The sequence below is a fragment of the Cellvibrio zantedeschiae genome (genome assembly GCF_014652535.1).
GTDB lineage: Bacteria > Pseudomonadota > Gammaproteobacteria > Pseudomonadales > Cellvibrionaceae > Cellvibrio > Cellvibrio zantedeschiae.
Genome location: NZ_BMYZ01000001.1, coordinates 587,168 through 599,298 on the forward strand (window position 1 = coordinate 587,168; position 12,131 = coordinate 599,298).

General features: G+C 44.9%; 11 protein-coding genes and 1 tRNA gene. 5 read left to right on the forward strand and 7 right to left on the reverse strand.

Translation table 11 applies throughout. The features are described from left to right. Positions 1-20: 20 nt before the first annotated feature. The 3 genes from IE104_RS02625 to IE104_RS02635 all read left to right on the forward strand — a co-directional run bounded on the left by IE104_RS02625 (position 21) and on the right by IE104_RS02635 (position 2,039). Positions 21-1,268 carry an aspartate kinase gene (locus tag IE104_RS02625; protein WP_189415846.1) on the forward strand — a complete coding sequence of 416 codons (1,248 nt, stop codon included), beginning with the start codon at positions 21-23 and terminating at the stop codon, positions 1,266-1,268. 219 nt (positions 1,269-1,487) lie between these two features. Next, positions 1,488-1,682, forward strand: a complete 195-nt coding sequence (gene csrA, locus IE104_RS02630; RefSeq protein ID WP_189415848.1) for a carbon storage regulator CsrA — start codon at positions 1,488-1,490, stop codon at positions 1,680-1,682. A gap of 265 nt (positions 1,683-1,947) precedes the next feature. Continuing rightward, positions 1,948-2,039: transfer RNA gene (locus IE104_RS02635), tRNA-Ser, on the forward strand. A gap of 130 nt (positions 2,040-2,169) precedes the next feature. On the opposite strand, the gene IE104_RS02640 is transcribed toward IE104_RS02635, so the two are convergent. Further along, positions 2,170-5,025, reverse strand: coding sequence for a valine--tRNA ligase (locus IE104_RS02640; RefSeq protein WP_189415854.1), 2,856 nt, complete (start codon positions 5,023-5,025; stop codon positions 2,170-2,172). Between the two features lie 183 nt (positions 5,026-5,208). Between IE104_RS02640 and IE104_RS02645 the strand changes: the two genes are divergently transcribed. Together IE104_RS02645 and IE104_RS02650 are read left to right on the forward strand one after the other, a co-directional pair. Next, entirely contained in the window at positions 5,209-6,336 is a 1,128-nt protein-coding gene (locus IE104_RS02645) for a glycosyltransferase family 4 protein (protein ID WP_189415856.1), read from the forward strand. Beyond that, on the forward strand, positions 6,333-7,397 hold the full coding sequence (locus tag IE104_RS02650) for a glycosyltransferase family 9 protein (RefSeq protein WP_189415858.1): 1,065 nt from the start codon (positions 6,333-6,335) through the stop codon (positions 7,395-7,397). Before IE104_RS02645 ends, IE104_RS02650 begins: the two co-directional genes overlap by 4 nt. 3 nt (positions 7,398-7,400) lie before the next feature. On the opposite strand, the gene IE104_RS02655 is transcribed toward IE104_RS02650, so the two are convergent. From IE104_RS02655 to IE104_RS02680, 6 genes are all read right to left on the reverse strand, one after another. Beyond that, a complete protein-coding gene (locus IE104_RS02655; RefSeq protein ID WP_189415860.1) occupies positions 7,401-8,462 on the reverse strand; it encodes a CDP-glycerol glycerophosphotransferase family protein in 1,062 nt (353 codons plus the stop codon). An 18-nt stretch (positions 8,463-8,480) separates the two neighbouring features. Beyond that, complete coding sequence (gene waaC / locus IE104_RS02660) at positions 8,481-9,623, reverse strand: lipopolysaccharide heptosyltransferase I (protein WP_308429259.1); 1,143 nt, start codon at positions 9,621-9,623, stop codon at positions 8,481-8,483. Beyond that, positions 9,535-9,930, reverse strand: a complete 396-nt coding sequence (locus IE104_RS02665; protein ID WP_189415864.1) for a DUF6165 family protein — start codon at positions 9,928-9,930, stop codon at positions 9,535-9,537. Before IE104_RS02665 ends, waaC begins: the two co-directional genes overlap by 89 nt. Positions 9,931-10,055: 125 nt before the next feature. Further along, positions 10,056-10,751 (reverse strand): MBL fold metallo-hydrolase, encoded by a 696-nt coding sequence (locus tag IE104_RS02670; protein ID WP_189415866.1) that lies wholly within the window; start codon positions 10,749-10,751, stop codon positions 10,056-10,058. Beyond that, entirely contained in the window at positions 10,748-11,572 is an 825-nt protein-coding gene (locus IE104_RS02675; RefSeq protein WP_189415868.1) for a sulfite exporter TauE/SafE family protein, read from the reverse strand. Before IE104_RS02675 ends, IE104_RS02670 begins: the two co-directional genes overlap by 4 nt. 8 nt (positions 11,573-11,580) lie before the next feature. Continuing rightward, a complete protein-coding gene (locus tag IE104_RS02680) occupies positions 11,581-12,111 on the reverse strand; it encodes a rhodanese-like domain-containing protein (protein ID WP_189415870.1) in 531 nt (176 codons plus the stop codon). Positions 12,112-12,131: the final 20 nt, after the last annotated feature.

Consider the following 12,131-nt stretch of genomic DNA (forward strand, 5'->3'; position numbering starts at 1 on the left):
TCTGTAAAGGATAGGTTGTAATGAGCTTATTGGTTCAAAAATACGGTGGTACCTCGGTAGGTTCCATCGAACGTATTGAGCAGGTTGCTGACAAAGTTGCCAGTTTCCGCGCTCAAGGTCACGACATGGTGGTAGTGCTTTCCGCAATGAGCGGTGAGACTAATCGCTTAATCGGCTTGGCCACTCAAATTCAAGCCACACCAGATCCGCGCGAGCTGGATGTGTTGGTGTCCACCGGTGAACAAGTGACTATCGCATTATTGTGTATGGCGCTCAAAAAACGTGGCGTAGATGCCCGTTCTTATACCGGTGGCCAGGTTCGTATCATGACCGATAGCTCCTATACCAAAGCACGCATTCAATCTATCGATGAAGCGAATATGCGCGCAGACCTCGATGCCGGTCGCGTAGTGGTAGTGGCAGGATTCCAGGGTGTTGACGAGAATGGCAACATTACCACCTTGGGTCGTGGCGGATCAGATACTACCGGTGTAGCGCTCGCCGCAGCTCTGAAAGCTGACGAATGCCAGATCTACACTGATGTGGACGGTGTTTACACCACAGATCCACGCGTTGTTGAGCGCGCGCGTCGCCTCGAAAAAATTACCTTTGAAGAAATGCTGGAAATGGCCAGTCAGGGCTCTAAAGTACTGCAAATTCGCTCGGTTGAATTTGCGGGCAAATATAAAGTGCCGCTACGCGTACTCCACAGCTTTAAAGAAGGCCCTGGAACCCTTATTACCCTCGATGAGGAAGATTCGACTATGGAACAACCAATTGTTTCCGGTATTGCTTTTAACCGTGATGAAGCCAAAGTAACTGTTGCTGGCGTACCTGATGTACCAGGCGTAGCCTCAAAAATTCTTGCACCGATTGGTGCAGCTAACATCGAGATCGATGTGATTGTACAAAACGTGTCAGCGGACAATACTACCGACCTGACTTTTACTGTACACAAAAACGATATGCAAAAAGCCGTTGCGGTACTTGAGAGTGTTGCCAAAGAAATAGGCGCGCGCGAAGTTCGCAGTGATGATAAGGTTGCTAAAGTTTCTATTGTGGGTGTAGGTATGCGTTCCCATGCGGGCGTTGCCTCCAAGATGTTCACTGCCTTGGCAGCTGATAACATCAACATCCAGATGATCACCACCTCTGAAATCAAGATTTCGGTGATCATTGATGAGCGTTACTTAGAGTTGGCTGTGCGCAGTTTGCACACCGCTTTTGGTTTGGATGCCGAACCAACAGAGAGCCGTGTGAGGGGCTAGGCTCAATCACCTGTTGGTTTTGTTAAGGTAGTAAACTCTCCGGTCACGCAGGTTCCTGGAGAAAAAGTGTTCGGGGTTTCTTCCTTTTCGCGAAAAGTAGTCAATACTTAGCTAAGTCCAAAGCGATAACTGTTTTGGCCGCGACAAGGGTTAGTCGAGAGGCGGTAGCGGGCAGGAGCCCTAAGCCGTACTCTTACAGGATGAGTGAAGGAGATTGAAATGCTAATTTTAACTCGCCGTATTGGTGAAACTTTGATGGTTGGTGATGAAGTCACTGTGACCGTCCTTGGTGTAAAGGGTAACCAGGTACGTATCGGTGTCAATGCGCCAAAAGATATAGCCGTTCATCGCGAGGAAATTTATCAACGTATTCAGCGTGAAAAGCAAAATTCTGACGACCAAAACTCGTTTTAATTTTTTCCTGCCTCGCCGATTGTTGCTATAAGTTTTCGTCTGAACGTCTCGCGGTAGATGGTAACTCACTACCGCGAAGATTCTCTTCTGTGTTAATCCCCCGTGTTTATATTTCAAACAAATTGCAGATTAATAGATCGCAATATTTAATATATGCGTTTGCAGTCTTATTAAATGCGTTTAAGCCTTTGATTTTTTTTGAAATATGATATTATGCCGCTCCTACTGAAATGGAGCGGTAATAAAGTTTCATGAAGTAGTTTGTGGTGAGGTGGCCGAGTGGCCGAAGGCGCTCCCCTGCTAAGGGAGTATACCCTTTAAACGGTATCGAGGGTTCGACTCCCTCCCTCACCGCCATTATTCAAAACAAAAAAGCCCAATCGAAAGATTGGGCTTTTTTGTTTGTGCGAAAAATTACTTAGTGTTCTGAAAAAAATAAAAGGGATGATGACTCATCCCTTTTCGCTTATCTTATTACTTCGAAAAATTACAATGCGCTAATTTTTTGGATTTGCTCGCGCAATTTTTCAATCGCAATTTTATGCTCTGCAACTCGCGCACGCTCTGCCGCTACAACCGCTTCTGGAGCTTTGGCAACAAATGCTTCGTTACTAAGTTTAGCTTCAGTGCTCGCAACATTTGCTTCGAGTTTTGCGCTTTCTTTTGTTAAGCGAGCGATCTCGGCATCCTTATCGATAATGCCTGCCATAGGCACGAGAATTTCCATATTACCTACTAATGCTGTTGCAGACATAGGTTCAATATCACCCGCATTTAACCAGGTTACACTTTCTAGTGAGGCCAACTTCTTCAAAAATTGCTGATTATTTTGCAAGCGTTGCTGATCTTCATCTGAACCATTTTTGAAAAGCACAGGTAAATCTTTTGCAGGAGAAATATTCATTTCACCGCGAATATTACGCACGCCTACAACAACTGTTTGCAGCCACTCAACATCGTTCAATGCTTGCTGGTCAATTTTGCTATCGTTAGCTTCCGGGAAACTAGTAAGCATAATGGTTTCGCCAGTTGCGCCGCTGAGAGGCTTGATGATTTGCCAAATTTCTTCGGTGATAAATGGCATCAACGGATGGACCAAACGCAAAATAGTTTCTAACACACGTACTAGCGTACGGCGGGTACCTTTCTTTTGAGTGGCTGTTGCTTCCGCATTAAATAAAACTGCTTTGGTCGCTTCCAAATACCAGCTGCAGTATTCGTCCCACACGAATGAGTAAATTGCTTGTGAGGCTAAATCCAAACGATAGTTATCAAGGTTTTCGGCAACGGCTTTTTCAGCAAGTTGAAGCTTGCTGATAATCCAGCGATCCCCTAAAGATAATTCGTAATCTTTACTTCCGTCTTGACCACAATCCTGATTCTCGCATTGCATTAATGTATAACGCATTGCGTTCCAGATTTTATTGCAGAAATTTCTGTAACCTTCAACGCGGCCCATATCGAATTTAATGTCGCGGCCAGTCGATGCAAGTGAACAGAAGGTGAAACGCAACGCATCTGTACCGTAAGCTTGAATGCCTTCCGGAAATTCTTTGCGCGTTTGCTTTTCGATTTTCGCCGCGTCTTTTGGATTCATCAAACCTGTTGTGCGTTTTTGCACAAGCGTTTCCAGATCAATACCGTCAACAATGTCGAGTGGATCGAGTACATTGCCTTTTGACTTCGACATTTTCTGGCCTTGGCTATCGCGCACCAAGCCGTGAACGTATACCGTTTTAAATGGAATTTGCGCGCTGCCGTCTTCATGTTTTACTAAATGCATGGTCATCATGATCATGCGCGCAACCCAGAAGAAAATAATATCGAAGCCTGTTACCAACAAATCTGTTGGATGGAATTTTTTCAAAAATTCCGTTTGTTCTGGCCACCCCAATGTTGAGAAAGTCCACAAGCCAGAGCTGAACCAGGTGTCCAGCACATCTTCATCTTGGTTAAGTGAAATGTCAGCAGCGATGGAATATTTGCTGCGTACTTCTGCCTCGCTGCGACCTACATACACTTTGCCGCTTGCGTCATACCATGCGGGAATGCGGTGGCCCCACCACAATTGACGGCTGATACACCAGTCCTGAATATCGCGCATCCAGGAGAAATACATGTTCTCGTATTGCTTGGGTACAAATTGAATACGGCCATCTTCTACAGCGGCAATTGCGGGTTCTGCGAGTGGTTTGGTGCTTACATACCATTGGTCTGTCAACCAAGGTTCGATAACAACACCGGAGCGATCACCGCGCGGCACTTTCAGTGCGTGATCATCAATTTTTTCTAACAAGCCAGCAGCTTCAAATGCAGCGACAATTTGTTTGCGCGCTTCGTAACGATCAAGACCAGCAAACTCTGTAGGCAATGAACTGCTGACAGCAATATTCAAGCTGCCATCGTAATTAAAAATTTGTGCGATGCCTAAAATGGCTGCGTTTTTGTCGAGCACATTAATTAATGGCAAATTGTGGCGCTTGCCAACTTCATAGTCGTTGAAGTCGTGCGCTGGTGTAATTTTTACGCAACCGGTACCAAATTCGCGATCAACATAATCGTCAGCAATAATTGGAATTAAACGGCCAACTAATGGCAACTCAACAAATTTTCCAGTCAAAGATTTGTAGCGCTCATCTTCCGGATGAACTGCAACCGCGCTATCGCCCAACATGGTTTCAGGGCGAGTGGTGGCGACGACTAAATAGTTTTTACCTTCGGAAGTTGTTGCACCATCTGCCAATGGGTAGCGCAAATTCCACAGGAAACCTTTTTCATCGTGGTTTTCAACTTCCAGATCGGAAATAGCTGTGTGAAGTTTCGGGTCCCAGTTTACGAGGCGTTTGCCGCGATAAATCAAACCGTCGTCATACAAGCGTACAAAAGCTTCCTGTACGGCTTTGGACAAGCCATCATCCATTGTAAAACGCTCGCGGCTCCAATCTACGGATGAGCCCAATCGGCGAATTTGGCGTGTGATGGTGCCGCCGGATTGTTCTTTCCACTCCCACACTTTTTTCAGGAATTCTTCGCGGCCCAAATCGTGACGACTAATACCTTGCGCGGCGAGCTGACGCTCAACCACCATTTGGGTTGCAATACCGGCATGGTCGGTACCCACTTGCCATAAAGTATCGTCGCCTTTCATGCGGCGATAGCGAATCATGGTATCCATTACCGCGTTGTTAAAGCCATGACCCATGTGTAGGCTGCCCGTGACATTCGGTGGTGGGATCATCATGGAATAGGGTGTGCCCTCGCCGGCAGGCTTGAAGTAGCCCTTGGCTTCCCAGGTTTCATACCACTGGCGTTCGATAGCATGGGGTTCGTAGGTTTTTTCCATAGCGATAACAAGCTCTATAGGTGCCGCTGGCGGCAAAACAATGACAAAAAATATAGGGAGGCGATTATAGCGGGCGAGGGGCTTGTTTGTCTGCGCTCGCGGGCGAGATTTTTAGGGGGCTTTTGGGTATTATGGCGACCAAATTTGTGATCTTGCCAGTGTGTTGTCGGGTGCAAAACCTCTATGAATATTTTACATATTTCCGGTGTGCTTAAATGGGGTGGTGGCGAAAACCATATCCAGAATTTATGTTTTGAACTGGCTCAATCCAATCCTGAAGTTAATAACATTATTTTGTGTGTTGATGGTGGGCAATTTCACCAAAAACTCACCAGGTTAAAGATTAAATTTTTTACGGCAAGACGTCGTCGTCGCATTGATTTTAATTTTATCTCAACGATTATCAAATTGTGTAAGCAAGAGTCGATTGATTTGATTCATTTGCATGACCCGACCGCTATGCAGTTGACTATTATTGCGGATCATTTTTCAAGCCTTCCTCCGTTTGTGTTGAGCCGAAAAATCTCATACCCCATTCGCAGAAATTTCCTGACGCTTTATAAATACAACTATAAGAAAATTAAAAAGTATCTATGTGTTTCCGATGAGACCCGCCGAACTCTGGAAGTAGGAGTGAAGGATAAATCCAAAGCTATAACGGTTTACCACGGTACGCGGATTGATAATAAAAGCGATGTTACGCCGTTTAAGTTGCGTGAAAAGCTGGGTATTGCTGAGGACATAAAAATTGTAGGTAATATTGCCAACCATTATCCGGCGAAAGATCTGTTTACCTATGTGCGCACTATTAACCGATTAATTAATGAACATGGTCGTAAAGACGTTCATTTTGTACAGATAGGTTCACCGGCAGATAAAACACCGGAAATTATGGCGTTAGTGAAAGCCTATAATCTGGAAGCTTATGTATCCTTCCTGGGTTTTACTGAGGATGCATCGAATTTTATTCCGCAATTCGATATAGGTTTTATGAGCTCCAAGCTTGAGGGTATAGCTCAGTTCCTCTATGAATGTTTTTATCATCGCGTGCCCATAGTGACTACCAATGCAGGTGGTGCTGCGGAAATTATCAAGCAAGGTGAAACTGGTTTTATTGCTGACAAAGGCGATGACGAAGCTCTCGCGCGTCATTTGGTTTATGTGTTGGATCATCCCGAAGAATCAAAAGTTATTACGGAAAATGGTAATAAATTATTGTACAGCCAATTCATTACCCCGGTCATGGCGCAGAAGACTTTGGCGGTGTATCGTGAAATTATTGCCGATGAAACTGTTGGAAGCAAAACATGAGTTCAAGCAATAGCATTAAAAAAATACTTGTCATCCGTTTTCGCCGTGTAGGTGATGCTGTCTTGGGTACATCCCTTTGTACCAGTTTGCGAAAAACATTTCCTCAAGCAGAAATTCATTATCTTTTAAATACGCCTATAGCACCGCTTTACGAAGGCCATCCCGATATAGATAAGGTTATTACTTTTGATAATCGCGACGACAAAAGTTTTTTTCGCTATCTTGGTCGTGCATGGTCTATTGTTCGCGCTAATAAATATGATGTGATTATTGATATGCGCGGTACCGTGCGGACTTTATTGTTTTCGTTTTTATCTCCCGGCACCCGTTTTCGTATAGGAACAAAAAAAGGCTATAGCTTCCTTGCGTTGAATCATGCGGTTGATAACCGTGGCGATAAAACCAGCAATATGATTGATCACAACCTGGAGTTTTTAAAACCACTGGAACAGGTTGCCGAGGTCAAGTATTGCCGGGATTTCAGGCTTTATGTAACTGAATCGGAAAAGCAGCATTTTTGTAGCTATATGCAAGAATCCGGTGTTGATTTCGCAAGGCCAGTTATGTTGGCGGTTGTATCTGCGCGTTTGCAACATAAAGTCTGGGACAAGGAGCGCATGAAGCAGGTGTTGCAAAGAATTATTGATCAATACGATGCGCAAATTATTTTTAATTTCGTCAACGCCGAACGCGAGTTTGCAATCAATGTTCATCAAGAAATGAATAATCATCACAATATATTTACCAATATAGAAGCAAATTCACTGCGCGATTTGTGTGCTTTGAGTGCGAATTGCGATTTCTTTTTTGGTAATGAAGGTGGTGCCCGACATCTTGCACAGGCATTGGATGTGCCTTCTTTTGCGATCTTCCCACCAAAAATTTCTAAATCACGCTGGTTGCCGGCGCAGGGCGAACGTTTTGCTGGCATAAGTCCAGATGATTTTTATTCCAGGGCTCAGCAGAAAAACATGACTTATGAAGCGCGTTTTAATCTCATTACGGTTGAGCGTGTTTGGGAAATGCTTAAGCCTATGTTGGATCGCTATCTTAAAAAATAGCGCTTACTTAAGTGTGATTAGTTTGTTGTAACTGCGGAAGGTAAAAAATTTATATTTTTTCCGGATTTGCAATCTGCGCAATAAATTTAATGGTTTACTTTTTAAGTGTTTTTTATCTTTCCGTAAAAAGTCTACGCAGGTATCTATAACGCGTGCACTGGAGTGCCCATCCTTGTAAGGGTGGGTATCTGCAATAAATTGCTTTATATGTACCATTAAATCTGTTGGGCGGGCGAGACCTTTTTCAATAGCGCTTTCTAATTGTTCCGGATTCTGAATATCAATTAAATGATTGTCCGGCTTGTTGTTGTTAAAAGTAACAACCGGTTTTTCTTGTAATAAAAACTCTGCAATGGCTGAGGTCGTATCAGCAATCATTAAATCTGCTTGTTTAAATAATGGAATTAAATCTGTTGTGTCTTTGAAGGTGACATTGGTATTTTCCAGTGCCCTGAATTTATCCGCTCGGTCTTTATCCATCAATGGATGCATGGTGATCATCCAATCGTAATGATCTAAATCCATTAAACGTTTTAACTCAGTGATGAATTGGTCACTGTGTGCGAGGCTTAATTTTGGCGTAAATGTGGATGATACTAAAATGCGTGGGCGTTGATTTTGCGTTGGAACAATAGGAAATAGAGGATCAACTTTAGACCAGCCTGTTTCTACAGCTTCGAAGTAACCCAGTTCTTGTGCAATTTTTTGAAACGGAATTGTAGTTGATGGCCCCTGTGTGCAGTAAAGGTCGAAAAAGCCGCGCACGCGGAAATGGCCTTTTTCGGACGCACGTTTATTAATGGAAAATCCGTGGAAAATTTGCACTTTAATGCCGGGAAAAAAATCTGGCACTATATTGGTTGCAGACAAAACAACATGCGGTTCGTAATCAATAACGTCTTGGGGAGTTATTAATAAATCGCCGGTATCGCGCAATAAGCAGCTGCTCTGTTCCATTTCTGAAAACCATTTCACCTGATAACCAAGACGCTTGATTTCTTGCTCCAGTGGTTTACAAATGGGTAAGCCGTAAGCGTAGGTGACATGAAGTAAGAAACGATACATCGCTGCCCTCAGTTGAAATTAATTTTTCATTTTAGTCGTTAGCGTGTTCCATACGCTGAAGGGTTTTATGCCGTTCATACACGGTGGTGTGTCGTGACTGTTTTCTGGCAACCATTTGCATTGGCGTTTGTGGCAGGGCATGCAAGCAAGGGGTTGTTCTACTTGCAAGTTGCTGGTGTGTTCACCAATTAAGCCTACTTTTACCGGCGAGGTTGCACCGTAGAGTGCAATCGTAGGTGTTTCGAGCGCTCCGGCCAAGTGAGAGAAGCCGGTGTCCAGGCCAATTACTCCAGCAGCTTCGACCAATTTTTCCGCAATTGCAGTAATCGTCATACGCTGCAAGGGTCGCGTAGCTTTTGGGCAGGCAGCAATAATACTGTCTGCGATGGCGCGCTCTTCCATGCTGCCCCACATAATTTCTACATCGAAACCTTCTTCAATTGCTATCGCCGTTAAGCGCTGCCAATGAAAGCTTGACCACAACTTTGTAACCCAGCTTGTGCCAATAATAAACATAAGTTTGCGTGGGTTTTTCACTACATGAGAAAAGTTTTGGTTAATACCAAAGTTCAATATTGGAGCTGGTGTGTAACCGAATATTTGCCCAAAAAGTTGGCGAGTACGTTCAACTGCATGTTGATTTTTACTCACACGGAATCGCTGGTTATAAAAAAAGCTGGCAATAGGTTCGCGCGCAGATTTTGTATTGAAACCTTTAATTGCAGATGCATTAGCACTTTTTGCGATCATTGCGCTTTTGAATAAACCTTGCGCGTCTATCACCACATCATAGTGTTCGCGCTGTAAATCTTTTTTCCAAGCCCGGAATTCACTCCAGCTTTTTGTTCCGCGTTCTTTCATCCAACGGCGCAAACTAATCGGTATGGCTTTGTTAATGGCAGGATGCCAATCGACAATTTCCTTAAAGCCGTCTTCCACCACCCAATCGATAATAGCGTTGGGATGGTGAGCTTTTAAATCGCTAATAGCGGGAAAGGTATGAAAAATGTCGCCCATGGACGACATTTTTACAAGGAGTATACGCAGCGGAGCAGGTGAGCTTTGCATCGGCTTATTGGTAGTCTTTGTAAGATTTTTCTTCGACGAGCTCAGAACCAAATGCGAGGTTAATATCTTTTTTAACCTTGGCGCGTTTGTCATTGGTTACATAAACGGCGCGCGCAAGTTGGATAAACTTATCGCTAAAATCTTTTGCATATTCGCAATCGCGAATATCGTCTTCAATTATCCACAATTCCTGATTAATGTCTTTCAAGTCTTGTTTAAGTGGCGCAAGTTTGGCAACGCCTGGGGCATCTAACAAGCTATCGACTTTTGCATTAAGCACATTTAATTCGTGCGTAACGTTTTTGAGTTTGCCTGCATCACTGATGTTCACTGCTTTGATTTCTAGAATGGTGATTTTATCGATGAGTTCACCAAGGGAGATAGGGGCTTCAATCAGCATAGTTAGTTCTCTTGTGTATTTTGGGCAATTCTTTTGGGATGGCGGGCATCTTAACAAATTTGCAGCCTTATTGTACTTGCCCGATATAGGTGGAGGATATTGTTATGACATTTGTGACCGCTTTGTCAGGAGTTCCCGCAAGCTTTGTTGGCAGGCACGGCTATATCCATAAGGGCTGGGCTCGGTAATTTCAGGCTATTCATAAGGCTTACATAAGCCCCTTCATCGGCGACTTGCAATCGTGGGTTGTGCATTTTTTCTTCACCTATTGTGCTACGAGTCCAACCTTTATAGTCGTGGGCGGGATAGACCCAGGTATCATCTGGCAATGTAAGCAGTTTTTGCATTAGGCTCCGGTATTGTTGCGCTGCGCTGCCGTTTTGGAAGTCTGTGCGACCAGTTCCGCGAATGAGCAAAGTGTCGCCAGTAAATGCATAAGTCTGGTTTTGCTCTTTAAGGATAAACGAATAGGAATCACTGGTATGGCCTGGTGTGTGAAGCGCATTAATAAGGATATGGCCAACTTTTATTTCATCACCATCGTGCAGGGCTTTCGAAACACAAAATGAATTAGCTTGTTCACCTAAAAGTGTGAGCGCTCCCGTCACAGTTCGCAGTGCTCCGGCGGCGGTAATATGATCGGCGTGAGTGTGAGTGTCTAACACGCATATGAGTTTTAAATCGAGCTCAGTGAGGAGCTTTAGATAGTTGTCGAGTTCGCTTTTTACGGCATCAATAAATATTGCTTCGCGTGTTTCTTCGCAGCCAATCAGGTAAGTATAGGTGCTGGATTCGCGCTCAAATAGTTGTCGAAAAATCATAAAAAATTCCTCACTAAAGTCACGCTGCTAATCAGAAGTAAGCAAACGGCAAATATTTTTTGCAAGCGAGCATTGGCAATACGCTGGCTCAGCGTTTGCCCAATCATCATGCCCAAAACGCCACCGCCAGCGGCTAAACCCAGTTGTTTCCAATCATTGCTGGTCGCGAAATGACTGAAAAATCCGGCGCTACTTACCACCGCGATAATGGGTAGAGATGTGGCAACCGCTTGTACGATGTTGATGGGGCTCAGAAACAAAAGCAGTGGCACAATCAAAAAGCCACCACCTACGCCAAACAAGCCAGACAACACACCCACTGCGGCACCGCCGATAAAAAGGCCGCCGATGCAACGTGGACGCAATTGAAACTGACCATTAGTGCTTAAGTTGCACACTAGGCCAGCAACTGGAACATTAGAATAGTTGCTGGCGCGAACTATCGTGGCGGTGTCCGGGTGTCTACTCGCCGCTAACCACATGCGTGTCGCTATGGCGGCGGCCAGCAAACTAAACCCCGCTAACAGCCAGGTTTCAGGCACATGCATCCCTATAAATTTACCGAGTGGTGCTGTTAGCGCACCTGTTCCAGCCAGGAGTACGCCCGGTAACCACAGGATTTTTTGGACTCCGTTTTTACCAAAAGCGATTCTCAGGCTGCCATAAAATGAGCTGGCAGCAACTGCGCCCAGGGAAAGTCCTACGGCGCTACTCATGGGCAAACCTGCCAGCAATATTAACAAGGGCACGGCGAATACAGATCCACCAGCGCCTGTAAGTCCAAGCACAAGACCGATGAGGGCGCCAATAAGAATTAGCATCCCAGGCCTTACTTATTCCATGGCATGCGGGCGATTAACATTCCCATCATGCAAGTATCCGTAATGCCGGCAAACATCAAACCAGCCCCGACAAAACCCGACAAAAAATAGAAAATGCTGTCAACCAAAGTTCCCAACACAACTCCGGTTAAAACCAGGAACCCTGCAGCGATACGCACTTGGCGCTCCAGCGACATCACTTTTTTGGTTTGCTGTTTGAGCGGAATTTGCCATTGCTGAACCGCGTTCATGCCGCCTTCGATGACTATCAGTTCGGCGTTGATATTGCCCCTGAGTTGATCGGCCGCCATTTCTGCACGGCGCCCTGCCTGGCACAGCAAATAAATTTGTGCATCGCTTTTTCCGCTTTTGAGGATTTCGGTTTTAAGGCGCTCGGGCGTTAATTCATGCAGCGGAATATGCAGGCAACCGGGGAGGGCCGCTGATTGCACTTCGGCCGCTGTGCGTACGTCCAAAATACAGGTATCTGCCGTTCTCTGGCTCATTAAATCAAGTGGGTGAATGCGTCTATAAGGCATGATTTTCTCCAGCAAGGTTT

Coding starts and splice junctions, on each gene's coding strand:
- IE104_RS02655 (WP_189415860.1), bottom strand. CDS start 8,462: ATGTATCGTTTCTTACTTCATGTCACCTACGCTTACGGCTTACCCATT.
- waaC (WP_308429259.1), bottom strand. CDS start 9,623: ATGACAAACGCGCCAAGGTTAAAAAAGATATTAACCTCGCATTTGGTT.
- IE104_RS02650 (WP_189415858.1), top strand. CDS start 6,333: ATGAGTTCAAGCAATAGCATTAAAAAAATACTTGTCATCCGTTTTCGC.
- IE104_RS02675 (WP_189415868.1), bottom strand. CDS start 11,572: ATGCTAATTCTTATTGGCGCCCTCATCGGTCTTGTGCTTGGACTTACA.
- IE104_RS02640 (WP_189415854.1), bottom strand. CDS start 5,025: ATGGAAAAAACCTACGAACCCCATGCTATCGAACGCCAGTGGTATGAA.
- IE104_RS02670 (WP_189415866.1), bottom strand. CDS start 10,751: ATGATTTTTCGACAACTATTTGAGCGCGAATCCAGCACCTATACTTAC.
- IE104_RS02625 (WP_189415846.1), top strand. CDS start 21: ATGAGCTTATTGGTTCAAAAATACGGTGGTACCTCGGTAGGTTCCATC.
- IE104_RS02645 (WP_189415856.1), top strand. CDS start 5,209: ATGAATATTTTACATATTTCCGGTGTGCTTAAATGGGGTGGTGGCGAA.
- csrA (WP_189415848.1), top strand. CDS start 1,488: ATGCTAATTTTAACTCGCCGTATTGGTGAAACTTTGATGGTTGGTGAT.
- IE104_RS02665 (WP_189415864.1), bottom strand. CDS start 9,930: ATGCTGATTGAAGCCCCTATCTCCCTTGGTGAACTCATCGATAAAATC.
- IE104_RS02680 (WP_189415870.1), bottom strand. CDS start 12,111: ATGCCTTATAGACGCATTCACCCACTTGATTTAATGAGCCAGAGAACG.